This is a genomic window from Psychrosphaera sp. F3M07, assembly GCF_018860345.1.
Lineage (GTDB): Bacteria > Pseudomonadota > Gammaproteobacteria > Enterobacterales > Alteromonadaceae > Psychrosphaera > Psychrosphaera aquimarina.
In genome coordinates this window covers 307,829-334,433 of sequence record NZ_JAHKPJ010000021.1, presented here as the reverse complement: position 1 = coordinate 334,433, position 26,605 = coordinate 307,829, and the positions used below count along the sequence as shown (strand labels likewise).

14 protein-coding genes are annotated in these 26,605 nt (G+C 36.7%); 4 read left to right on the top strand and 10 right to left on the bottom strand.

Annotation, left to right across the window (positions count from 1 at the left end; translation table 11 throughout):
• Positions 1-603: 603 nt before the first annotated feature.
• The gene (locus tag KO505_RS12160; RefSeq protein WP_216055717.1) at positions 604-2,679 is read left to right on the top strand and encodes a TonB-dependent siderophore receptor; all 2,076 of its coding nucleotides are present in this window, start codon (positions 604-606) and stop codon (positions 2,677-2,679) included.
• A gap of 540 nt (positions 2,680-3,219) precedes the next feature.
• On the opposite strand, the gene KO505_RS12155 is transcribed toward KO505_RS12160, so the two are convergent.
• From KO505_RS12155 to KO505_RS12130, 6 genes are all read right to left on the bottom strand, one after another.
• Positions 3,220-4,512, bottom strand: a complete 1,293-nt coding sequence (locus KO505_RS12155; protein WP_252731800.1) for a HAMP domain-containing sensor histidine kinase — start codon at positions 4,510-4,512, stop codon at positions 3,220-3,222.
• A complete protein-coding gene (locus KO505_RS12150; protein ID WP_216055715.1) occupies positions 4,502-5,218 on the bottom strand; it encodes a response regulator transcription factor in 717 nt (238 codons plus the stop codon). The genes KO505_RS12155 and KO505_RS12150 overlap by 11 nt, the downstream gene beginning before the upstream one ends.
• The gene (locus KO505_RS12145) at positions 5,219-5,638 is read right to left on the bottom strand and encodes a DUF3019 domain-containing protein (protein ID WP_216055714.1); all 420 of its coding nucleotides are present in this window, start codon (positions 5,636-5,638) and stop codon (positions 5,219-5,221) included.
• Position 5,639: 1 nt separating this feature from the next.
• Positions 5,640-6,503 carry a MipA/OmpV family protein gene (locus KO505_RS12140; RefSeq protein ID WP_216055713.1) on the bottom strand — a complete coding sequence of 288 codons (864 nt, stop codon included), beginning with the start codon at positions 6,501-6,503 and terminating at the stop codon, positions 5,640-5,642.
• 194 nt (positions 6,504-6,697) lie between these two features.
• Complete coding sequence (locus KO505_RS12135; RefSeq protein WP_216055712.1) at positions 6,698-7,915, bottom strand: acyltransferase family protein; 1,218 nt, start codon at positions 7,913-7,915, stop codon at positions 6,698-6,700.
• Positions 7,916-7,989: 74 nt separating this feature from the next.
• Complete coding sequence (locus KO505_RS12130) at positions 7,990-8,580, bottom strand: CIA30 family protein (RefSeq protein ID WP_216055711.1); 591 nt, start codon at positions 8,578-8,580, stop codon at positions 7,990-7,992.
• 443 nt (positions 8,581-9,023) lie between these two features.
• Here KO505_RS12130 and KO505_RS12125 point away from each other — a divergent pair, with 443 nt between their 5' ends.
• Positions 9,024-10,634, top strand: a complete 1,611-nt coding sequence (locus tag KO505_RS12125; protein WP_216055710.1) for an RNA polymerase sigma factor — start codon at positions 9,024-9,026, stop codon at positions 10,632-10,634.
• A 60-nt stretch (positions 10,635-10,694) separates the two neighbouring features.
• Here the strand turns inward: KO505_RS12125 and KO505_RS12120 are convergent, their stop codons facing one another.
• On the bottom strand, positions 10,695-11,567 hold the full coding sequence (locus tag KO505_RS12120; protein ID WP_216055709.1) for a LysR substrate-binding domain-containing protein: 873 nt from the start codon (positions 11,565-11,567) through the stop codon (positions 10,695-10,697).
• Between the two features lie 146 nt (positions 11,568-11,713).
• Between KO505_RS12120 and KO505_RS12115 the strand changes: the two genes are divergently transcribed.
• Positions 11,714-12,844, top strand: a complete 1,131-nt coding sequence (locus tag KO505_RS12115) for an S-(hydroxymethyl)glutathione dehydrogenase/class III alcohol dehydrogenase (RefSeq protein WP_252731778.1) — start codon at positions 11,714-11,716, stop codon at positions 12,842-12,844.
• A gap of 64 nt (positions 12,845-12,908) precedes the next feature.
• A complete protein-coding gene (fghA, locus tag KO505_RS12110; protein ID WP_216055708.1) occupies positions 12,909-13,748 on the top strand; it encodes an S-formylglutathione hydrolase in 840 nt (279 codons plus the stop codon).
• Positions 13,749-13,827: 79 nt separating this feature from the next.
• On the opposite strand, the gene KO505_RS12105 is transcribed toward fghA, so the two are convergent.
• From KO505_RS12105 to KO505_RS12095, 3 genes are read right to left on the bottom strand one after another with little or no spacing between them, the layout of a single operon-like run.
• Complete coding sequence (locus KO505_RS12105; RefSeq protein ID WP_216055707.1) at positions 13,828-15,198, bottom strand: DUF2860 family protein; 1,371 nt, start codon at positions 15,196-15,198, stop codon at positions 13,828-13,830.
• Between the two features lie 48 nt (positions 15,199-15,246).
• Positions 15,247-16,758 (bottom strand): transferrin-binding protein-like solute binding protein, encoded by a 1,512-nt coding sequence (locus KO505_RS12100; protein ID WP_216055706.1) that lies wholly within the window; start codon positions 16,756-16,758, stop codon positions 15,247-15,249.
• The gene (locus tag KO505_RS12095; RefSeq protein ID WP_216055705.1) at positions 16,758-26,564 is read right to left on the bottom strand and encodes an Ig-like domain-containing protein; all 9,807 of its coding nucleotides are present in this window, start codon (positions 26,562-26,564) and stop codon (positions 16,758-16,760) included. The genes KO505_RS12100 and KO505_RS12095 overlap by 1 nt, the downstream gene beginning before the upstream one ends.
• Between the last annotated feature and the right edge of the window lie 41 nt (positions 26,565-26,605).

Genomic DNA, 26,605 nt, shown 5'->3' with positions numbered 1-26,605 from the left:
GGTCGTTTTTCTACCGCACATCGCGGTCGTTTTAATCCTACCTATACTAATAAAAAATATCTATTTTTTCTCTACATCAAGTACTTACCAAATTTAAGCTTAACCATACATCCGACACAAACGACCCATTGGGTCGATTCCTGACTATAAGAGAACTTGAACTAAAGCTGTGTACACGAACATTACAGTTTGTATTTACTTATGAAGTTTCGATGGCCCTTTTTAAATAGCATTGCGACTATATGTTGGGTAGACAATGCTTTCTAAGAACCATTGATACCTATTAAACAATTTGTAAAATTAAAATAAAGTGTCGATTTTATATTGAAGTTTAATTTGAAATATTGAGTGTGATGGTTCGCTTTTACTCGTCTTTCGGGCTTAGTTTAACTTTTGTTATGAATGCTAGATATTCACTTACCTTCGTTGATTTTTATTTGATATTTGTATTCCCGATAGGATATTTAACTAACTGCAATAAGTGTTAAACAGAATTTAAATCTATTTTACATTTTAATACATTAATGAATAACACATTTACAACAGTGAACCACATTGACCTATAAGCTAGTTGGCAATATTAACTAAGTATAGAGTTTACTGATGAATAAACATTACTCACTTACCCCTATATCAATCTTGATATCTAGTATATTAACAACTAGCGTTTATGCTAACGAACCTGAAACAAATAGCTCAGATAAAGAGATTGAGCGAATCGGCGTTTTACATAAACGCACCAGCATAATGTCTGAAATAACAGAAAGTGCTGAGAAATTAGTAGTCATGCCCGGCGCCGGAGGCGATCCGCTACAAGCTGCTTTTGCCTTACCTGGTGTTGTAGCTGCTGGAGGTTCAAGCGACTCCCCTGCTGTGAGAGGATCGTCACCAGATGATAATTTATTCGAAGTTGATTTTATGCCTGCGGGTTATATCTTTCATGATTTTGGTCAATCGATATTTAACAAACACTTAATACAAGACTTTCAATTATTGTCCGCCGGTTATGGTACGAGTTACAGCGGTGCAACTGGAGCTGTATTTGATGTCAACCTGCGTACACCTAAAAACCAAGACTTAATTACAACGATAGACTTTAGCTTGTTTAATACGGGTATATTTTTAGAAGGTGCGACTAGCGAAAACAGTGCGTTTTACTTTTCATATCGTAAAAGTATGCTGCCGGTCTTTTTTGGCAAAGGCGATACATTAGATGATGAAGAGACTATTACAATTAATAAACCCTTTGATGATAATGACTATCAAGCAAAGTGGGTGTGGGATATGACTGCCGACGATGTTATTTCGGTATCTGTCACCGGCGCACAGGATATGGCTGCCATAAACTTAAATGCAAGAGCAGACATCACATTAAGATCTCCTGAATATACTGGCGATGCCGACTTTGATAAGAAATTTGATAGCCAAAGTATCATTTGGGATCATTATGCTGGTGATCTCCAATTTAAAGTGGGCATTGGTTCACTAAAAAGCAGCGAAGATTTAAGTCTTGGTAAAACAGCTCAAACGCCAAAAGGTGTGTATATCAACGAAAGTGATAAACAAATTACCTATAAAACACGATTAAGTTATCGCTTTAATAATAAACATAAGTTGTTAGTTGATGCTGCTTATTACGACAAAAGTACCACTTATGACTATGACTTTTATTTAGATCCGTGTACTGAAATTGATACCAACTGTGGCGATAATAAAGGGGAAAGAATTGCAGATGTTATTACGGTTGATACCAGTAATCACTTTGTAGGTTTATCAGATTTATATACGCTTAATGATTATTGGCAATTAGAATTTGGGCTTCAATGGCAACATCATAAATATACTGACGAAGATTTCATTCAACCTAAAGTAGCCGTAAATTACTTTATTACGGATGATTCAACGATTATTGCGAAATATGGTCAATATAATAGACAGCAAGATATAGATGTCATTATGCCTAAGATTGGTAATCCTTTATTAGATTCACAAACGGCAGAACATTTAACCTTAGGTTTTGAACAACACTTAGACAATGATTGGTTATGGTCGATAGAAACATATTACAAAACCATGGATGATCTACCGTTAGCAAGTGAAGATTCAGACACAGAACTAGATAGTATTTATACCAATGATGTCTCAGGTAAAGCCTACGGTGTTGATTTACTAGTAAATAAAAACTTAACTGAAAATTGGTACGGTTGGTTCTCTTTAAGTTACTCAAAAAGTGAACGCACCAACTTATTAACCAAAAAAGATATTAATTACTACGCGGATACTCCTATTGTTATCAATATGGTATTTAACTACAAAATTGATGAGAACTGGAATGCTGGATTCAACTTCACTGGACGAAGTGGGCAACCTTATACACCTATTATTGGCGTAAAAGAAAACTCAGATTATGAAGACCGCTTTTTGCCTGTGTATGGCGAAGCATTTTCAAAACGCTTTGACCTATCTCATCGTCTTGACGTAAGAGCCGAGCGTAAAACCACAGTTTGGGGTTTAGACGCGGTTTGGGTATTTGAGATTATGAATGTTTATGGTCAAGAGAACACAGCATCCATTGATTTAGATTATCAAAAGGTAAATTCAACCGACGATTTGATTATAGTTGAAGATACAGATGGATTTGAAATGCGCCCTTCTATCGGTTTTAGTATTACTTTTTAGTTAACCTTGTTATATCACCTGAACGTATTGTCGCTTTATTCACATCTATACTTCAGGTGATATAAATCTATTCATCTTCACTTACCCGTTTGACTTTAAATCCCCTTTAGAATTATCAAAATTCCTCACCGTAAAATTCTCATAATATTTATAACCACAGTGTACAACGGATTGGCTTAGCATTAATGACAACCAGAGCTTACTGAACTCACTATGCTAGTGCGTAAGGGGATGTAATTACTGTAAATAGTAAATCAGGATATTGTTATTTGTATGCTTTAAAGTTTTACAAGGTACAGCGTGATTTAGAGTAACCGATACTTAATTTAAGTCAGTGGGTGAAAACGGTTGGTTTTTACGTTGAACGTAGTGAATAGCCTACTATTAAGGGCAAACTGTATAATGAAAACAAAATAACTAAATCTAGTATTTCGACAAAATGGTTCTTTTGGTTAACCGTATTAAGCAGCTGGATTTAATACCTAAAGTCAACCGTTCGATTTAACCAGTTTAAACGTTTCAGTAACCAGATGCGCCAAATCACCTAGGTAATTTTACTGTTACTTTAGCCCCTAATAATTGGTCACATCGACTTATCTTTAATTCGCCTTGATGCCATTCAACAATTCTTTTGACGATAGCCAAACCCATTCCGTACCCTTTAATGACATCATTTGCTTCTTTACCTCGCACAAAAGGCTTTAGCATATCTTGTGGGTTACCTTCAAAGCCAGGTCCATCATCTGAAATACTCAGGCATACCTTTCCCTTTTCAATGAAGACATTAATTTGAACGCTTGTTTTTCCGTAATTTAAGGCGTTTTGCAATAAATTGTTAACTAAGATGCTCAGATATTTTTTATCGCCTAGGATGCTAACGTGCTCGTCAGGGGCATTAAGTAACATCTGTTTATCTTCAGTTTGTTTATAAGCAATACAGTCTTTTAGCAACGAGGACAATTCAACTGGTTTTCTATCTAAACTCACCATAGCTTGATCAAGACGAGAGTATTCTAATAGTAACTCTACTAACTTGGTCATTTCGTCGACGTCTTTGCCAAGCCTCTGTAAATATCGCTTTTGCTGAATGGGATCGTCTTCTTCTGCAATAGTATCGATACCAAATCGCATCCTGGCTAAGGGCGTTCGCATATCATGTGAAACTGCATTGCCGATTAATTTAACGTCGTTGACTAGATTAACGATTCGTTGAGCCATTTGGTTAAATTCTAATTCTAGGTCTTTAACATAGGACACCGCGCCCACGTCAATCCGTTGTTCAAACTCACCTTTACCAAACAACTGAGCCGTATTACGTAAGTTAATAAGCCGAGACACTAATGGGTAAGTCCACATCCATATAAAAAGAATAAGCAGGCTATAAAAAACTAAAGTTAGGATCAGTTTTATGCTGGCATTATTGGTATCAGTAGCAATGCGTTGAGATTGAACAATGACCCAAGCATCGTGATTAGGTAAGTAATAATAGAGATTAACGAGGTCTTTATCTGTCAGTAATAAATGTTGTCCTTCAACGGCTTGTTTCATTAATGTGTCAGGTAGCTGAATGTCACTATTATCGATATATTCAAGTATAACATTGCCCGCTACCGGCCAATTTTTAATCATCAATTGAGGTTGTTCTAATTTATTTAAAGCACTTGATAAGTCACGCCCAAAATCTTCCAATGTTGGAATGCTGTGATTGTTTGTTTGTGAATTTTCTGAAAAATTATAAAACAAACTATCCAATAACCAGCCAAGGCCGATAGTTGCAATTAACACTGCGGTTATTAAGGATAAGGTTAACAACCGCATAGATTTACCAAGCATCTGGAACAAATAAGTACCCCTTACCCCATATGGTTTTAATTTTTTTAGGATCTTTCGATTCATCGCCAAGTTTTTTACGTAACTTAGAAATATGTATATCTATAGTTCTGTCCAATCCATCATACTCTAACCCCCTAACCTGACTAATAAGCCAATCTCTCGAGATAATATTGCCTGCGTTATTCGCTATGATCCACATGACTTCGAACTCTTTAGAAGTGAGTTTTATCTCTTGGTTGTTTAATAACACTTTTTGCGAGGTAGGATCGATACTTAAACTATTAAACGTTAGATGATTGGCGTTTGCAGGAATATCCTCGTTATTTGTCGTTTCATCTTTGCGAGATAAACACCGGTTTATCCTTGTGTATAAGGCTCTCGCTCGTACCGGCTTTAAAATATATTCATCAGCGCCAAGTTCTAACCCAAGAACTTCATCTATTTCTTCATCCCTCGCCGTTAACATTAAAATACTACCATTGTATTCTTGGCGAACGGTCTTACACACTTCAAAACCATCCAATCCCGGTAACATTCCGTCTAATATGACGACATCAGGTTTGGTATTTAAAATTAAATCAACCGCATCGTCACCACGGTAACACTGAGTCACATTAAAACCTTTATTGGATAAATAATCACAAATCCAGTCAGATAAAGATTTATCATCTTCAACGAGTAAAATATTCACTTTTTGATTGTTCATTTAAAATAACCGCCATGATAAACGAGATTTTTGTTTCTTTTTATATACCCATGACACCTTAAGTATCGACTCGGATATAACAATATTAGGAGATTGTTTAAGGACAAATTGCACATCAGCATTCGTATTTAACTCGTGCTCAATATTACCTTGTTGTGTGTTTTTCCAACAATAAAGCGCAGACCGTTGTTGTGAACTATAAAGGCAGTAATCACTTTTGATATTAGTTTGCCAGTTTATTTTTACCTTGGTAAAACACTGTTGGCCTTCATGTAATGAAACACATTTATGCGGTTTTAATTTAAAAAAGATGTCTTCTGTTGTTTGTTGCTCAGCAGCATAACTGTTAACACAGCACAAAGTCGATAATACAAACAAAATCCGTCGTATTAAGCCAAAGGAGTGAAAGCTAGTGATCATTTTAAAAAATAACATAAGTTAATGATATTTGAGCTTGAGATTCTAAACGGCCTGAAACCAAAGGACTGTTATGAATATTATCTGGTAATCGAGTTAGCTTAACAGAACTTTCAAATAACCAATCCGCCGATAATGGATACGTCATTCCAAATTCGGCACTTAAAGAAACGCCACTATGTGCTTTGTAGGGTTGGAATTTTTCTGATACATCTTCGTCCGTAACCCCATAATAATATTGTAAGGTGCTGGTATTATAATATTGTGCACTGTAAATACTGTGAAAGTTGATGTTTTGATATTGCCATGTTTTGCCATACCAAACCGCTAGATAAGGGCTTACCTCTGCAATGCCGTTAGTATCTGATATAGGCGCAATTAAAAACCGCAGCGCTGTCGTATCGTCAATAAAACGAGTTGCCCTCAGCGCAATCCTATCGTCCGATTCTCTTGGTCTAATACCTATCAAACCATCTTGTTCATTTAATACGCCATTTTCAATGTCTATTTCATTATCCCATAAAATAGAGGGATGGGTTTCCGTGATAAATATATCTAACATCCAAGTATCTTCATTGTAAAAGTTATAACCGACCCCAGGAAAGCCTATTCCTTGATGCCCTCGATTTTCTAAAAAGAAACCACGCCAATAATAGCTAAAACGAAGGTCTGCGATTACTCCAGCATTTTCTGGGGCATCAATATACCGACTATTGAGTGCCAATATACCGGTATTTATTTCTAAAAAACCGCCATTTTCCGTGTCTGATAGTTTGTTGTTATTTTGTCCGAATGCGCTATTCGTAAACAATAAAATAACCAATATGCTTAAGGTAAATACAGAAATTTGTTTCAATACGCTATTCAAAATTTCAATTCCATCAATCAGTTTTGCAAGTTATAAGTTCATTTTAAATTAATCCTAACTGACAAGTTGTATTAAATTGTAGGGATCAATTTACAATTATTATAAACATTCAAGTTAGGTATAAAACTATATAACAAACTAAAACTTAAATACTGAATAAACGTATTGGTTTATATTTATCGAGGATAATATAGCTACTGGTTTTTATGTTTATTGAATATCACTCTCGTTTTTCTACTTCCATTTAATACAGCACCAATCAATGTAGAACGGACGAAAATATCATAAAGGAGAATTGATAATAGAATTGTCATACCACTGACCGTGACTAGTTTTAAACTCCAATGCAGTGGTAACTCGGCAAACGCAATTTGTAACCAGATCACAATCGGTAAATGAATTAGATAAAGCCAGTATGAAGCATCTGCTAAATATCGAACCACTTTATTACTGCCTTTAATGAGCTTATTAGCAAAACCTATTGATAAAGCGATTAAAGTCCACATCATCACAGCGTAACTGAATAAGAACCCAGCTTTTATATACTGATAATTAACATGTCCATATTTCATCTCAAAACCAGCCAAAATTACGCATGACAACGTCGATACAAGAAAGAAAATTAATTTACTCGGTGTGATCTTTGAGAAAAGCCCAATCAAATTATCGTGTCTATGTAACAACCAACCAAAAAAGAAAAACCCAGCGTATATTAAGGTAACGGGTATATTAGGTATCAAAGATTTATCGGGTGTTTCCATTCCCCAACTGTTCATAAACCAAAGACAAAGTGATGTGGGAACCGATACCCAAAGTATCCCTGTTCTAGCATTACTCACCCAGCTAACGCCGCGGTCTAAGACCACTTTGAGCCAATGATAAGTAGGTTGATGCTGGCCGATGACTACTCGTAATAAAATTAAGCTAATAGAAATAAACAACAAATAATATAAAAACCATAAATGTGTTCCAATCAGAAGCCCCTTTGGTAATTCAGATAAGCTATCAAATCCAGCAATAAGTCCATTAATTATATTTGCTTCTCCTCGCATACTTTCTCCACCTAATATCCAGCCAGAAACTAATAATGGTCTTAGTAAAAACCAACCTAATACAAAGGGAATTAATATTCTTACAAATCTCGATTTTAAGAAGGTAGACAAACTTTGTTGATGAAATTTAAGGTGGCTAAAATAACCGGCAATTAGGAAAAACAACTCCATACGAAACGAATGACTGATCAAGACAAAAATTGAGACCACCTCACTCGTCGAAATATCCATCACAGCCCAACCAATAAACATTGGCATAAATGATAAACTAGCATGAAAAAATACGCCTAAAATTAAGGCAAAGGCTCGTACACCATCTAAGTAGTAAAGTCGTTGATTAGTTTGAATTTGGCTTGTCATAACGATTCTCAATTAATTACATAAATGAGGGGAGCCCCTCATAAAAAAATACAGAGTTGCTGATTGTCTATCAGTTAATAAAAGCCAACTTCGTCCAGTTGATATTCAAAAGGTGTTTTTTGCATGCCAAATGAAACAATACTAAGGCTATTAATCGTTGTCGTATTTAACTTCGTTTGTTCAGACCAAGTTCGCTTCATTGAATCAAACGGTATTTTTATTTCATGAAATTTATCGTCTGCCTGCACCATTAACATGGCAGAGTGGTAATCAAAATTACTTATGTCTGTACTATTGGCAGAAATTGAAATGTTACCGCTGCGTAATTTTATTAATAATCTAATCCCAGAAAACTTACTTACATCTTGCGGTAAACCTTCAGGATTAAGTAATAATACAGAACTCGCCCAGCCAGGTTGACCTCTAGGCGGCTCAATTTCACCCGAGATATGTAACTTGCCATCAATTACTTTTATCGTTGCTTGTGAGTTCCCACCTGCGACTTTGTCGTCTAAAAATTGTCGTTTAATGCCTAAACTATTGTTATTTGGGTGACTAAAGTCGTCAACGATTGGCGCCATTTTATTAGCATATGTGTAAGCAGAGCACGCTAGTAAGCTTGTCATACATAAAAGTTTTACTCGGTTTAATATTGATATTTTCATTATCTTTCCAAATGGTTAATTTAATGTGTTTGTGTGTTTAATAAGTAAGTGCCCTTACCGATAAGTTAGGTGACAAAAAAATAATTTTTATTTTTATCACTCAAGTTGAATCAATAACAATTCAATTAAATGCAAGGAGTAACAGCATAAAAAACATATCAACGTTATCTAATATCTTAGAGATTTCATTTGATATTAAATAACCAAATAAAAACAAAAATGTAGTCATGGCAAAGACACTACTCAATTTGAACTTTCTTATGTTTATTTGTTTCACCCATGATCTCTATATAAATACGTTAATATGATGTCGTTAAGTGCCATATTGATTTATAAAGGTGACAAAGATGGCGTATTTTACTTTATGTGATTTTTATTAATAATTTTGTCACCTTTTAAATATACGTGGCACTTAGTAGCTAAAAGGCAAATATAAGAGTTTTATGAGCATATTTAGGCGTAAAAAATCCTTCACTGAGATGAATGATGTGAACTTGGTTATTTCTTCATTAGGCGGAGATAGAGATGCGTTTTGTCAAATCGTTTCTCGATATCAAAACTTATTGTGCTCCTTAGCCTACTCTTCGGTCGGTGATGTTAAGCACAGTGAAGATATTGCCCAAGAAACATTTATAGAAGCTTGGAAAAGTCTCGATAGTTTAAAAGAACCTGCAAAGTTGAAATCTTGGCTTTGCGGTATTCTCAGATTTAAAGTGAGTCGTTATCGTCGCAAAGAAAACACCCAACCTATAAAAAATGCCAGTGAATTTGAAGAGCATAATGTTGAAGAAAACCATTTCCAGCCAATGGATGATTTAGCCATTCGTGAACAAGAACAGAACTTACTTTGGAAAACGTTAGATCAAATGGACGATACTTATCGGGAGCCATTAATATTATTCTACCGAGAACAACAATCGGTTGAGCGAGTTGCAACTGAATTAGATTTGTCTTTAGATACAACTAAGCAGCGACTTTCAAGGGGACGTAAATTACTCAAACGAGCTATGATATCGTTTGTAGAAGACACCTTATCCAAAAGTAAACCTGGAGTTGATTTCACCGCCAGTGTTATATCTGCAATCAGTTTATTATCGCCACCGGCAAAAGCTGCGTTGTTAGGTACAAGTGCGGCTAAAGGGGGATCGATGTTTAAGATATCTTCAATTTTAGTTGTGCTTGCGTCATTTTCCGGTGTTGTCAGTTCTTACTTTGGAGTGAAAGCGGCTTTATCACAATCCCGTACTACTCGAGAAAAAAAACAAGTTATTTTATATGTTTCTGCTTTTTTCATTTCTGTGATTGTTTATGTAATAGCGAATATTGTATTAAAACGTTTTGCTCTTTTAAGTACTGATAATATATATCTCTATTCCTTGGCTTCACAATTGATTGTCCTTGCATTTATTTTGAGTAACTTTTATTTATTTTATCGCATGTTTAAGCAAATAATATTAGTGAGGATGCAAGAAAGGATTTTGAATCCAGGCGCATTTCATCGTCAATCAGATCAAAAAGACTCCTCATTACGTGAGTATAAAAGCAAGATTAAATTGTTTGGCGCTCCCTTATTTCATTTTCAATTTGGTACCCCTGAAGATAACTATAAACCGGCTTACGCATGGGTAGCCGGCGGCAGTAAAGCTTATGGCTTGCTCTTTGCGTGGGGCGGTTTAGCTGTTGCTCCAATTAGTGTTGGAATTGTCTCTTTTGGTATTGTCACTGTAGGCTCTATTGGTATTGGTTTAATTGGCATTGGTACGGTTGGCATAGGTTTAGTCGGTATGGGTGCCTCTGCAATTGCCTATAAAGCATATGGAGCTTTTTCTGCACTTGGTTGGGAAAGCGCATTAAGTAATGGCTTTTCTATCGCTAACGATGCGGCAATAGGCCCCATAGCTCATGCTAATCTAACAAATACCAAAGAAGCTGCCGAGATCATCAATTTGGCTTTTGTTGATCAAAGCCATCAATGGTTTTTAGCATTTATCGCTGTCATTATCATTATTCCGGCGGTTTGGCATTCTTATAAAGTACAACAACGAATGCAATAAACAGACTTTAATTTTGTTAAAAAGGAAATGTAGGAAGACTGAAAAATAGCAATTATTTAACTAACTCTTGTATAGATTTGATGTTAAATAATCCACCAGAAAACGGATTTTTGGTGATAATTGACGGTTATGTGGATATACCGCCCAAATCCCTTCATTTGGTGCACGGTAATTGTCTAATAAGGTAATTAACGTGCCACTTTCAATATGCTCTTGAACATAATAATCAGGTAATTGAACTATACCTAAGCCTTTTAATGCGGCATCCACCAATCCAAATCCATTATTGTATCTAAGCTTACCGGTAACCCGTAATGCTTTATCTTTATTGCCTTCACTAAAATTCCAATAATCTAAAGTGCCTAATAAGCAGTTATGTTTACTTAATTCTGAAAGTGAGTGTGGGACACCATGTTTATCCAAATAGTCCGGTGAAGCGCAGATATAATTAGTACGTGTGCCTAACTTTTTTGCCATCATAGATGAATCAATAAGCTTACCTAACCGAATGGCTAAATCATAACCTCCTTCTACTAAATCAACCTGTTGGTTACTTAGATATGCGTTCACCTCAACATCCTGATATTGGAGCATGAAATCATTTACTAAAGGTAATATTGTTTGTTCGCCATAGGTAACTGGTGCCGTAAGTTTAATTTTACCTTGGGGTTTGGTTTGTAGGTTTGTGATGGCTCGTTCCGCTGCGTCCAAACCATCCAATACACTTCGACAATGTTGGTAATATATTCGGCCTTCGTCGGTTAACGATACTTTTCGGGTTGTACGATAAAATAATTTAATATTTAAACGTTTTTCAAGCGATGATATCTGTCGACTAACCTGAGCGGTAGAAATTGCCATTTTTTTAGATGCTAATGTAAAACTTTCGTTTTCAGCAACATAGACAAATTCACTGATCCCTTCCCACTTCATATTGTTACCTATATGTAAAAGTGTTTTAACAAATTAGTATATTATCACCATTGAAGAAACAACTATAATGTTTAATATAATCTAGCCCAATAGTGATGACGGGCCTAAATTCCAACCTTGTATTCAACTGATAAATGAGAAAAATAATGACTGATCAATTTATAAAATCAAAAGCCGCCATTGCCTGGGGGCCTAAACAACCATTATCCATTGAAGAGGTTGACGTAATGTTACCTCGTAAAGGTGAAGTATTAGTTAAAGTCGTTGCTTCTGGCGTATGCCATACCGATGCATTTACATTATCAGGTGAAGATCCTGAAGGTCTCTTTCCTGTTATTTTGGGCCATGAAGGTGGCGGTATTGTTGAACAAGTTGGCGAAGGTGTGACGAGTGTTAAAGTCGGTGATCACGTTATTCCTTTATATACGCCTGAGTGTGGAGAATGTAAGTTCTGTACTTCAGGAAAAACCAATCTTTGCCAAAAAATTCGTGAAACACAAGGTAAAGGGTTAATGCCGGATGGCACAACTCGTTTTTATAAAGATGGTCAGCCTATTTATCATTACATGGGTTGTTCTACCTTTTCTGAATATACAGTTTTACCAGAGATTTCTTTGGCTAAAGTAAATAAAGAAGCACCATTAGAGGAAGTCTGTTTATTAGGTTGTGGTGTAACGACTGGAATGGGCGCGGTAATGAACACAGCTAAGGTTGAAGAAGGTGACACTGTTGCTATCTTCGGTTTAGGTGGTATCGGTTTATCTGCTGTGATTGGTGCAACCATGGCTAAAGCGAGTCGTATAATTGCTATCGATATTAATGAAAGTAAATTTGAATTAGCTAAAAAGTTAGGTGCAAATGACTGCATTAACCCTAAAGATCATGACAAACCAATTCAAGATGTCATTGTTGAATTAACCGATGGCGGCGTTGATTATTCCTTTGAGTGTGTTGGTAACGTTAACCTAATGCGTTCGGCTTTAGAGTGCTGTCATAAAGGTTGGGGGGAATCTGTGATCATTGGTGTGGCTGGTGCGGGCCAAGAGATTTCTACTAGACCATTCCAATTAGTTACAGGACGAGTATGGCGAGGCACAGCATTTGGCGGAGTTAAAGGTCGTACTGAGTTACCAGATTATGTAGAAAGATATTTACAAGGTGAATTCAAACTAAGTGACTTTATTACTCATACCATGCCACTTGAAGACATAAATGAATCATTTGAGTTAATGCACAAAGGTGAGAGCATTCGAACCGTTATCCACTTTGACAAGTAATAACTACCCTACTGCCTAATAGTTAATTAATATTTGATAATTAGGCAGTATTTTAAGGTTTATCATGACAATTGAAAATATATCTATAAACAAGAGTTTTGGTGGTTGGCACAAACAATACACGCACCAATCTAAAACACTTAATTGTGACATGAGGTTTGCTATTTACTTACCTCCACTTGCATCAAATAAACAAAAAGTGCCTGTTTTGTATTGGTTATCGGGTTTAACCTGTACTGATGAAAACTTCATGCAAAAAGCCGGAGCATTTAAAATGGCGGCTGAACTAGGCATAGCGATTGTTGCACCTGATACTAGCCCAAGAGGAACTGAAGTCCCAAATGATGATGGTTATGATCTAGGTCAAGGAGCTGGTTTTTATGTGAATGCAACACAGGCACCATGGAATCGCCATTATCAAATGTATGATTATGTGGTAAATGAATTACCAGCTTTGATTGAAGAAACATTTCCAGTGTTAAACAAACGAGCCATCAGTGGACATTCAATGGGCGGACACGGTGCCTTAACTATTGCTATGTTAAACCCAGAAAAATACAGCTCTGTTTCTGCATTTAGCCCGATTTGTAATCCAATCAATTGTCCTTGGGGGCAAAAAGCTTTCACGGCATATTTAGGCGATGATGAAGCTAAATGGAAACAACATGACGCGAGTGAATTAATGAAACAAGCCACTGCGTTTGTGCCGGCAAAAGTAGATCAGGGTCAAGCTGACAACTTCCTAACCGAACAATTGAAACCGGAAACGTTAGAAGCGGCAGCAACCCATAGTGGATACCCGTTGAAATATAACCTTCACGAAGGTTACGACCATAGTTATTATTTTATTTCATCATTTATTGAGCAACATTTAACATTTCATGCCCAACACTTAAATAAATAAGTTAGGTTGTTAAGTGAGTTGATAGGTGTACCACGACATATTGGCCAATTTAGTCCGGTAAGCTTATGTGTTTACTGGACTAAATTGTAAAATGCAATATTAAATATGCTTGGGTTCGGTCGTTTTCAAATACTTTTATATTAGATTTATTTTGAAATAAGTTAACACCAAGATCTAACGTTAAACGCTGGGATATATTGTCTTTAAAATTATAATTTAATTCAGTATTAATTAAGGTTCTTTGGTCGTCTCTTGTTTTATTAAACGCCTCAATTTTACTTAAATATTTACGAGGGTTGTACCTTAGCGTCATGGATAATAATAACGAATTAGTGATTGAATAATTACCACCAAAATCAAATTTATAATTTGTGTAACTATTCGCGTCATCACTGGCTGCACCGTACGCAAACCCAATCTCTGAGTTTAGTAACCATTTGTTGCTAACTTGATAATTTACCAAAAAACCAGTATTCAATTCGTTTACATTACGATCTGAACTTTCTGTGTAACTCAAGGTTTGAATACCTAGCTTCGCGGTCGTTCGTAATTTATTAAATGGTAAGATTGAGAATATGCCATTTACGCCAAACACATTAAGCAATGATTCGTTACCAATACTGACATTAGCTAATCGAGTTTGGACGGAATATTCCCCCCCCCACAATTTACGATGATATGTCACGCCAAAGTCGATAACGGCGTTATTATGCTCGCTGTCTGTTGTGAAATTGGTAGAATTAATCTCTAACGTGCTGGTTAGTCTTGACTGACTGCTTAATAATTTATTCGCTTTGGCGTTCACCCCCAAGTAAATTCCAAGATCAGATTTTGGCCTTGAGTCATTATTAAAGATAAATTCTGTGTCCCACATCGTTATAGAGTCTGTTATGGGGGCATTGTTTATATTGTCGTCCGAGATCACACCTGTAGAAAAATCAATGAAGTATTGTATTTTATTAGGATTATTACTGTGAAGGTGTTCAACTTTTTGACGTACTGTGTCGCTTAAGTTTGGCATGTTGAGCAGTTCGCTGTATTGCGAATCTGCCAAAGAGTACTCTCCAAGATACTGATATGTTAAAGCTAAATCCAAATACGGACGTGGCTCCGATGGGTCATATTGCACAACTCTTTCAAAATAGACGCTCGCCTCTTTAAATAAACCTAGCCCAGCGTGACATTGCCCTAGCAAATAATTAATATTGAGCTGTAATTGTGCTTCTTTAGTTTGGCTCGTGTCTACATTTGACGCTAATTCCGATAAGTCCATTAATTGACTACAGGCTTTCGCGTATGACTTTTGTTTTAATAACTTAGTGGCACTACTGACTTTGTTCGCCACATTTCTGTTATTTAATAATGTTGTATTTGTTTCTGAAAATACCGATGCTGTAAATAAAATGCATACTAATACGTTAACAGTAACTAATTTATTTAAACTATTCATTTACACCCTTAGTGTATGAATTAAAGGATTTTACAATTAATATGCGATTCATCGTTTGGCTCTAAATCGACCAAGTGCACCATTAAAACCATCGATATCATTACCAAGTACCCAAACGCCACCCATTTCTTCTGCGTTGGTTCCAAAAAAACTACCATTAAAACCACCTTGTTGCTGACTATCAGTGGTAAAATTAAGCTCAAAGTTTTCAGGCCCACTGATCACTGTGGAAGGAATAACGCCATTAATCGCGCTTTGGTCGGTATTCAGTGTGAAGCTACCTTCAATTTGTGTATTGGTGTTGCCAGAGAAATTAACATCTAAACTAATATCTCCGCTAACTGCACCTGACCCATCCATAAGTTGCCCTTGCATCTCACCATTAAACGTCGCCGTTAAACTATCAGGTAATACTTGTGATATATCTAAGCTTTCAGGACCATGTGCATTATTTAACGCCGTTAAATACTCTGATTGACTTGCTACAGTATAGGTTGGCTCTAGGCCATCCCAATCGACAATTTGATCCAAAGAATAATCAGATAAACTTGAGTATACTGAGGTAGTATTGTTCTCTCTAATTGAAGCTAAAAGAAAAACTAATTCTTGAGATGGTAAAGGAAGATCATACAACTCTATAGCTTCAATTGGGTTAACTGTATCAGCATCTAAGTCACTACTAATATAGATAGGCATAACAATAGAGTTTAAAATTTTAGGGACTTGTTGTTCGCTATAAATACTCTTATTTATGTCGTCCTCTAATTGTGCAGGTGAAAAATCAATCGCGTTAACTTTACTGATCACTGCTTTCATTACATCAGGCTTATTTAAAGCTTGTACTAACGAAATGTTTGCTTCCTTAAAAATATTTAGTTGTTCTTTTAAGTAGTCTGGCAGTAATGCAACAACGCTAGGATGACTTAATATCTGGGCAAATGTTCTAGGGTTGTTTTCATACGATTTAAGTAAGTTAAATACTACTTTTTGCTGCTCATCTTTTATCAATAACGCCTCATTTGCCAATAATCCTTGGGTTAATTGTTTATCATCAACCGCATATTTAGATAAATAAGCTTGTTCTACTTCAATTTCTATTTGCTGATATCTAACTTGCGCGGTATACAGTTTTAATTTTAACCTATTAAGGTCATATTCATTATCTGTAATATCTTGCTGGTGGCTTTGTACATCTAGCTGGCGAAATAAATTGAAAATTTGATTAGGGTTATATTTATTAGATATTAGTTTTTGATATTCATTAAATTTCTGAAACTCCTCACTATGTGTACCCTCTTTTACTAATAAAACCGCAGTAAGTGTTTTTATATCTCTCTGTAACTGAATATATTCATCTATTAAATTGGGTCTTACATCTAATAACTTATCAATATTCGAAATGGCGTTTAGATCTAGGCTGGATATAGGCTCACCTAAAGACTCATTCTGATCAAATGAAACATCATTCGCTGCGCACACCAACATCGGCATCACAAAGGTGAGTATGGCCATATTTTTTATACATTTATTTAAATAAACTTTCATTTGGCTAATTTCCATTAAGGTGTCGTTCCTATCGTGCCGCTAGTAACTGATAAGTTTTCATAGGTCGCTGTTATTGTTACATCACCAGATGCTAAACGGGTTGCAACCCCTCTTGTTTCTGCAGCATTACTTATTATAACTTTTGTCGGATCTGAACTTGTCCAAACGACTCTTTTTGTAAAATCAGTATTAGTACTAGTGAATTCACCTTCAACCGTAAACTGGAGTGTTCCATCAACAGCAATAGTTACATCATCATTACTCGTATCTGGTGATAAATTTAAAGCAGTCGCACTCACATTTGAACGTGTAATCGCTGCCGTATCCGTTTTAGTATATAAATATGCTGTTAATGTTGCACCGTCTGTCGATCCCGGTTTCGCTGTTAATAAGCCTTTTGTACTAGGTGTATTACTAATATGAACAGAAGTAATACTATCCGTTTTCCAAGTAACTAATTCCGTTACATCTTCAGTTGAAGAATCACTATAAGTCGCCGTTGCCGTAAATTGTTGTTGCCCATTGTCACCCAAATCTATGGATGCAGGAGTTACTGCAATTGAACTTACCGTTCTACTCGACGTATTTAAGGTTGTTGTGCCACTGACTGTTCCACTATTAGTAAATATACTAGCCGTCACAGTTTGTTCTGTATCTGTATATGCGGTTGGTGTAATTAAGCCTTTGTAACCATCGGAATTATTTACTATCAGATCAGAAGTGGCGCTCCAAAATACTTGTTCTGTAATGTTTTGAACATGACCATTGGGGTAAGTCGCAAGTGCATTAATTGGGTAGTTTAATGCTTGATTAGCATGATCATTACTAACATCCGTCATGGTTTTAGTTAAAGCAATATTAGAGATTGTTGAGACTACTTGTACACTTGCAGTATTTGTAATATCAGGCATGCCTGATACGGTTGCTGTGTATGTAGCGGTTCCAGTTGCAATCGCTTTACCGCTATTATTAATAACACTAGTATCGTCACTAGACCAAGTTACAGAATCTGTAATATCCGCAATAACATACTCTGTAGGAGTATCACTATAACTATAAAGACCATATGCCTTGAAGTTATAATTTAAACCGGCTAAAACTTCGACATCTTGTGGGTATACTTCGATGGATACTAAAGTGGCATCTTTAATGTCTAACGTTGTTGTTGCTACTTTGGTTGCGAAAGTAGAAGTAATAATATTATTACCACTGTATTCGGTGTCGTTATCTATGGTCACTAAACCATTAATAACGGTTGAACTTTCATCGTTTGTCGTCCAAGCATTATCAGCGTCACTAGTAATATTTATAATGAAACCATCATCATATATCGCAACAGCTTCTAACTGCAATATACCATTATCAGGAACTATAATTACTGGGCTGGATGTTTCTATATGAGAAATAACAAAATCATTATCATTTCTAAATGTCACTGATAACGTTTTAGTACCTAATGTTGCATGAGTAGCCGTAATAGTGGCCGTAGTATCTGAGCCTAAGTTATTACTTGTGACCACAATACTCCCACTATGGGCATTAACCGTTTGTGAACTGCCTGTCGTGAATATAATGTTAGAGTCGTCAGTGCTCCAATCCAATGTTGTTGTTAGAGCTTGTGTGGTTTTATCTGAAAATATTTCAACTGGATCTATGACTAGCTGTGTTTGTTCCACCAAAATAGTTGAAGTTTGAGCGTAAATATCAAAATCAACAACCTCAGGTGCAGTTACGGTTATTGCAGCGCTTTCGCTAAGAGCTGACGCGGATGTATAAACATTATTTGTAAGATCTGTGTCATCCAAGTTTGCTGTTGCAATAATAGCCGGTAGAGATGCAGTGATCGTTGTAGTACCTTGGGTTAGACTTGTTACTATGCCACTAGCCACTGTTGCAACAGTTTCATCAGAACTTGTCCAAACTAAATTAGCTACTTCATAACCTGTAGTCGAAGCGCTTGAATTGTTAGCTGATGTACCAAAAGTAGGTGCTATAGTTAGGGTTTCACCTAATAATATATCTTCAACATTGACTGATAATTCCAAATTAGCTGTCGGGTTTTCAATAGTTAACTCTATGGTTGCAGTTAACGGTGAGCTAGCCACAGCATAAATGCCATTTGCAGAATCTTCAGTGACCAAATCATGCGTTGCTGTGATGGTTACAGACCCCTGTGCTAGCGCTGAAACTATTCCTGTTGTCGCCCCTACTGTCGCAATTGAGTCATCCGAGCTAGACCATGATAATTGTGTAGAGTCATACCCGTCTGTATCAGAAATGGTGTCAGAAGTTGTGGTAAAACTAGGCGTTATTGTCAATGTATCTTCAACTAAAAATGTACTATTAGATACCGACAACTCTAGATCCACCTCTGGATAAGCCACAGTAATTGTTATGCTTTGTGAGATATTCGTTGATGAATCTGTTGCTGTGATTATCGAGTCTGCGATTACTGCATCATAGGCAACAGTAATCAACCCATGGGCTGAAGATAACCCACTGTCGATATGTGAGACATCAACTTCACCAGGGTTGTCAGTAGACCAAGTTAAAGTAGAACTTAAATCTTCCGCACTCATAGTCGTTCCGTCTGTATACGTACCGGTTGCAACAACTTGTAAAGTATTGCCTTGAATGACAGATGAATTAGCTGTATCAAATTCAATAGATTCTAGAATTGCCTCTGTGATGGTTATCTCAATGGAGTCGTTTACAGTTTCAGAAGCACCATCATAGATTGGTGTTGATACCGCTATATATATAGTATCTCCAACATTAGCATTATTGGCGATGGTCACTACCCCTGCAGGGCTAGAAACTGAGCCGTTAACTGAATCAAGAAGTTCTTCCCATGTAACGGCTGCTGAGGTTGAAGTCGTTCCATCAGAATAGGTTGTTAAGGTTCCTAATTGTAATGAATCCCCTTTTGCAACATTTTCAGCCGCAGAAGATACATTATTCACGGTGATCTCAATTTGCTCAACCAAAGGTGCTATTGCAGTGACAACAACGGTTTGTTCAATTAATGTTGATGAGCTTGATGATTCAGGAGCACTAACCTTAATGGTTGCGGTTGTTGTTGGGCTAAGTGAAGTATCATTTGCAAAAGTTACAACCCCAGTAGTGCTGACTGTCGCTTTAGCATTATCACTTGACCAAGTCAGAGTTGTAGGTAGTCCATTTGTACCATCTGATAAGGTACCGGTAGCAGTAAATGCCATACTTGTGCCTACTCTGATATCAGAGTCACCAGGTGATAATGCGATAGAGGTTAATAATGGAGCCCCTACTGTAACGAATATTGAATCAGAAACGATTGTGCTAGAGCCAGTGAAAGCAACTGTTTGAACTACAATCTCTGCTTTAGAAAGCACAGTCGCATTATTCTGAACCGTGATTGTACCATCTTGGGCGACACTCACTATACTTGGCGATTTACTACTCCAAGTTAATGTTGGTTCCGATGCGGGGTTGGCGTCAGACATAACAACATTAGTTGTTAAAGTTAAAGATTTTCCTCGCGCTAAAGTCAAATCCGAATTAGTAATATCTACACTTTCAACTTCAGGTTCACCAACCGTTAAGGTGACTGATTTTGAAATTGTCGTGCTAGAATCTAACAAAGCTTCATCAGCGGTAGCTGTGATTACGACGGTATCTGGAGTCGAAAAGTCAGCATCATTTTTAATAGTTACGTCACCTGAGTCAGTGACTGTTGCAATTGATGAATCAGAAGTTGACCATGTTAACTCTGTAGGTAAATCGCTCGAACCATCTGACATTAAACCTGAAGCAACCAACTTAATTGTTGAGCCTCGCGGTACTTGGCTATCACCTGGAGTTAATGTAATAGCTTCTAACGCAGCTTCTGTCACTGTGATTAATATTGAATCTTCAACAAATTCCTCGCTAGATCCAATATATTTAGGAGCTCGTAACTTAATAGTTGCTGTATGTCCTACTGTTGCACTGTTTGGGATTGTAACAACACCATTATCAACCGTTGCGGTTATTGAATTTGAACTACTCCAAGTTAAAGTGGGTATTGAAGATGTATCTCCATCCGACATTACGACCGTATTAGCTAACGTTAAGCTACGCCCTTTTCTTATTTCACTATCACTTGTATCTATTGACAATGAATTAACTACTGGATAGCCAATAATTAATGTAATTTCTTTTTCTACATTATTATCTGCGGAAGCTTTAATTGTAACTGTATCACCTATAACAGCATCGTTATTTATTGTTACAACTCCCGTATTTACATCAACAGGTGCTTTAACATTATTCGATTCCCAAATAATTGAATTAGGTACACCTGTAGTTGTATCTGTATACGTACCAATAGCTGAAACCGTTGCTGTTGTACCTCTTGGAACCGTTGTCTTAGTTGAACTCAATGTCATACTACTTAATAACGGCTCGGCAATGGTTAAATTAAGCGTTGCTTCTACTGGTGTTAATGAGCTCGCAGATTCAAATGCTTTTGCTTTTATCTCAACTGTTTCACCAACGGTCGCTGTATTCCGTATAAATACTTCACCTTCTGAGCTAACCGTTGATAAAGTTGGTTGTTTCGTTGTCCAAGTTATTGTTGTTGAAATACCATTCGTAGAATCAGATTGAATTCCCGTTGCATCTATAGTAACAGAAGTACCTCGAGGAACTGTTGTATCACTCGTTGTTAAACTCAATGCTGTTAATAAAGGTTTCCCTATAGTTAATACAATGCTTTGGGTGATATTAACTGAGGAACCGTCAGCATCTGGCGATGTCGCAGTTATAGTGACTTTTTGACCAATGACTGCGTTTGAAATTATTGTGACTAGCCCATTACTTGCATTAACTGTTGCTTTATTCGTATCGCTACTGCTCCATGTAATTGCGGTTCCTATTGGAAAGCCAGCTGTATCATCAGTTAATAACCCTATCGCACTAATTTGTGCAGTTGATCCTCTTGGTACAGTTTGATCAGTTGTTGTTAGTGTTAAACTAGTTAATTTAGCTGAACCAACTGTTAAGATTATTGTTTTCTCAATTATCTCATTTGCATCATTTTTAACGGGGACTAAAGCTTTAATTGTCACTGCAGCTCCAAGAGCTGCATCGTTCGGTATAGAAACAAGACCAGCATCAGTTACTATCGCGTTCAATTCATTAGAGCTTTCCCAAGTGATCCCTGAAGGTAAATCAGTTGTACCATCGGTTAATTGACCAGTTAAACTCAGTTGAGCACTTGTCCCCCTACTTATTGTGTTGTTTGAGTCTGGAGCGGTAATAGTTAGAGATTGTACTATTGGGAGTTCAACCGTAATTGTTACCAATGAACTGGTGATTATATTGCCACTTTCGTTTGTTATATAAACGGAAACATCACCAGAACCTGGTTGATTAGAGGTGATCAATCCAGTAGTGGATATTGTAAAAATACTTTCATTTAAGTTATTCCAACTTACATCATCCGTAATATTTTGAGTACTGCCGTCTGAATAACTACCCGTCGCGGTAAATTGTGCCGTTAACCCGTCGGCGATACTATTATCATCTACAGATAAACTAATGGATGTTAATAATGGGTCTTTTATATCTATTTGAATAGATTTAGATGTAACACCAGCATCGGTTGTCCAAGTCGCGGTCGCCGTCATCACTCCAGCAGCATTGGTTGTGAATGAATTAGTACTTGATTGATTAGTTATATCATCAATTGTTGCAATTGCCGAAACCTGCCACGTTAATCCATTTGAAAAAGTAACTTGTTTGTTATTACTAGTGACACCATAAGCGTTTAAAGATAACTTTTGACCGGCATATACATCGCCACCAGCATGCTCAATCACAAGATGATCTAATGTTTCTATCGATACAAATGTTTGTTTTATGATGGCTTTATCATCAAAGTCAGGATGTGAAGCGTTAACTGTTACAGAGCCTAATCTTTCTGCACTAAATACTCCCGTGTTAGTTATATTACCGGCTTTGTCTTCCGCTAATTCATTAGAACGTCCCGTTGTCCAGGTTACTGCATTGGTTAAATCAACAATACTATTATCAGAATAAATGCCTTTAGCTGTGAACTGTTGTTGCATGCCTAGAACAAAAACTGGTGTTGCAGGAGTGATATCAATGAACTTTAATAATGGGCCAATAACCGTAAATGGGTAGTCGACATAAATCGTTTTCGTTTCACCTAATTCAACCACTTCAATTTCTACATGCAAGGTTGCATCGCCTAGCCCTACGGGTGTTATGACACCTACTGAGCTAATGTAGGCAACATTTGTATTATCAATAGACCAATCTACACTGCCGTTTATCGTTGCCGTAGTACCATCAGAATATAAGCCGGTGGCCGTAAGCAAATCTGTGTTACCTTTTAAAAATAGAGGCGTATTTTGAGGTATCTCAGTAAACCTCGGTGACGTTGGGTGAATACTAATACTTCTTAAAATTGCAGGTTCTACTGTAACTTGGGTTTCAGAGGTTAACTCCTCTTGTCCTGTCGGTGTGTAGCTAGCCGTTATATAAACAGACCCAGCTGATATTCCTTGGAGTACATTGCTGCTAGCTTGATTAAACTCAGCAACGTTTATATTTTGGCTACTCCAAGTCGCCAACTCTGTAAGATCGATTGTTTCGTCATTACTGGTAAACCCAGTGGCTGTAAATACTAAGGTATCTCCACTTGTAATGGTTTGAATCGTTGGACTTACTTCAATAAATTCTAATACGGCTGCACCAATAACAAAATCAGCCGTTGTTATTAATGTTTGCCCAAATGTCGTATTTTGAAGATTTACCGTAACTTTGTTTTCTGTTTCAGTAAGTGCGGTCACCAAACCTTTAAATGTTGATCCATTTTCAACACTAATGAATGCTTGATCGCTTACATCAGGAATAGACCAAGTGCTATTTTCGTCTTCAGTGATCTCAACTTCTGATAAATCACTATAAACAGCGAAAGCTTTTAGATTTAATTGAGCCCCATCCGCCAGTTTCCATGGAGCACTCGAAGTGTCAGGAGTTATTTTAATAAATTCAACTATGGCATCGACACGGTTAAGAACCAAACTTCCTTTAAAAGAATTGCCAGATACTGTCTCTGTTGCAGTTATTAATAAAGCAGCGGGATCCCCCTTTTCCATTGTCACTAAACCCGTTTCTTTTACGATAGTGCCAATTTCTAGATTATTTGATGACCAAACTGCAGCGTTATCTTCTGTGATCTTTTTATAAGAACCATCTGAATATGTTCCCCATATTTCAAGTTGTACACTTTTACCTGCCGGGACATTTAAACCAAAACTTAAAGCTGCAGGGGATAGATTAATATTTTCAAGTACCGCGTCTCCAATGGTAAACGAAAATGTTGAACTAATATCTTCTTGTTTATCATTGGTAAGAAGTGCAGATATGGTTAATGCAGTATTTTCCAGAGTTGGCTCAAAAGTATTCGCTTGTCCTCCGTCTTCACCAGTTTCAATGATAGTTAAAAATGAAGGAGAACTAGAAAGCCAAGTAACTTGCTCAGTTATCTCTTTTGTCGAATTATCACTGTAGGTACCAATGGCACTAAACAATACATTTTGACCGCTTGCTACCGACACGACATCGAGTTCACCAACGCCATTTTTATCTGAATCTAATTGAGCCGAAATACTCATGGACGTTAACAACGCAGGTGCAACCGTGAAATTTAAACTAGTGGTTTTAGTTTTATTTTCGTCGTATATATCTAAATAACTGGCACTAACGGTTACATCACCGGCATTAACCATTTCTAATGTATTTAATTTGATGCTAGATAAAACTATTTTATCTTTACTGGCTTCATTAATTTCCCAAGTGACTACATCGGTTAAATCATAAGTTAAGTCGGTTGAAAACGTCCCCATCACTTTAAGTGGTTGGCTGTAACCTTTATACAAACCATTATTTTCTGGTAGTTCGATCGCGAAAGAGACTAATTTAGCTGGTGTAACGGTAACAATGACGTCGTGTGAGAAATTGGTATCATCGATAAAAATTGATGCGGTTGTGGTTAGTACTCCCAGTTTGGATACATCTTTGGTCGCAATTAATATTCCAGAACTTGAGTCTAATGTCGCTAATTCGTTTTCTGTTGCTGTCCAAGTAACGCCTGACAGTATTTGCTCTGTGCCATCACTTAACATTCCTTTTAATTGAAAATTTACCTGTACGCCTTGAGGTACCGATACTTGTCCATCAACAATGTTGGCGTTATCTGAAATTGTTAATACATCAACAACAATTGCAGATCGTAAAGTTACCTCAGCAGGTTCACTGACAATAAGTTGCTCACGATCGTTAATAAATTGTGCTGTTATTGACGTTACACCGGTATCAGTGACACTTAAAGTTGAACGTTTGTCTTGGTTAAAACTCGCAAGATTTGAGGAGCTAGAACTCCAAGTTACCGTGTCTGAAATATCTTTTGTGGTGTTATCATCATAATGCCCAATGGCCTGCCAGTTAACTTGTAAACCCACAGCAAAGGTGTCGGATTGCGCGGAAATATCTATTTTAGTCAACACTGGTTTTATGACAGTTAACACTCGTTCAGTAACGATTTGTTCGTCCAGACGATTAGGTAAAGATAAGGTTAATGTCGTTGTGCCTTCAACAAAGGTCTCAATTAAAAATTGACCGGAATCCAACAATGCCACTGTAGCTATCGAGGTATCGCTAGAGGTAAAGACTAATGATTCATTTAAACTTATATCTTCTTTATCACCAGTTGAATATGTTGCTTCGACTGTAAACTGTTCCTGTTTTTCTATTGAAATAACCGGTGCATCCTTAAGAATCACTTGATTCTCAGGAACGATATCTATTGTTTCAATCACTTTTTCGCTAATTGTTATTTCAACAGAGTTCGACGTAACTTCAGTACCATATCCATCATCAATAACTGCTGAAACCGTTACTTGCCCCATGTTATTTGTGGTTATATTGCCTTCAGCATCAATGTTTATAATATTTTCTGGTGTGCTTATCCAGCTTACATTTGTGGTTACATTATCATTCGTTAAATCTGTAAATTGCGCAATTGCTGATACTTGCCCGGTTCGTCCTAGAGGAATATTAGATTGAGCGGTAATGTCTAATTTTGTGACAGCGGCTTCGGTAATGGTTAAGTTTACAGCGTTTGTTTTGACCTGCTGTAATTCATTAGTCACACTGGCCGTCACTTTTACTAGACCAACATTTAAAGAAGAGACTACTCCTTGATTTGTAATAGATGCGTGTTCGTTGTTATCAATAGACCACGATATCCCTTCAGTTATTGGCCTAATCGAACCGTCACTATAATTACCATTTACAACAAACGATTTAATTTGCCCTAAATATATACTTTGTGCTTTTGGTGAGATAACGACACTATTTAATAATGCGGGTGCAATAGTCAGTTCGAAAGAAACTTGTCGTTTTGAATTAGTCGCTGTGATGACAACTTTACCTGGCGCTTTAGTTATGATCTGATTTTTATATGATTTCTCCAGAGCCATTTCAGCAAGATCTGAGTTATCGGTAGTCCAAACATATTCATCTAATTCAAAAGATTGGTTATTACTTGATATATTGGCACTAACATCTTGCTCACCTGTAACTTTATCAAACACCCCTACTGAGAGTTGTTCTCCTTCACGAAATACACTTTCAGTAGATAATAATTTAATTTCATAACCACCGTCATCCAATACTTCTTCAGGATTACACCCACTGAGAAATACTACAGCTAAAGTCAGAATGACTAGCCGTGAGAATAATGTCTGTAAAATATTGGTAATGTTCATAATCTTCTATTTAAAAATCTAACTTCAGCGATATATTTGAA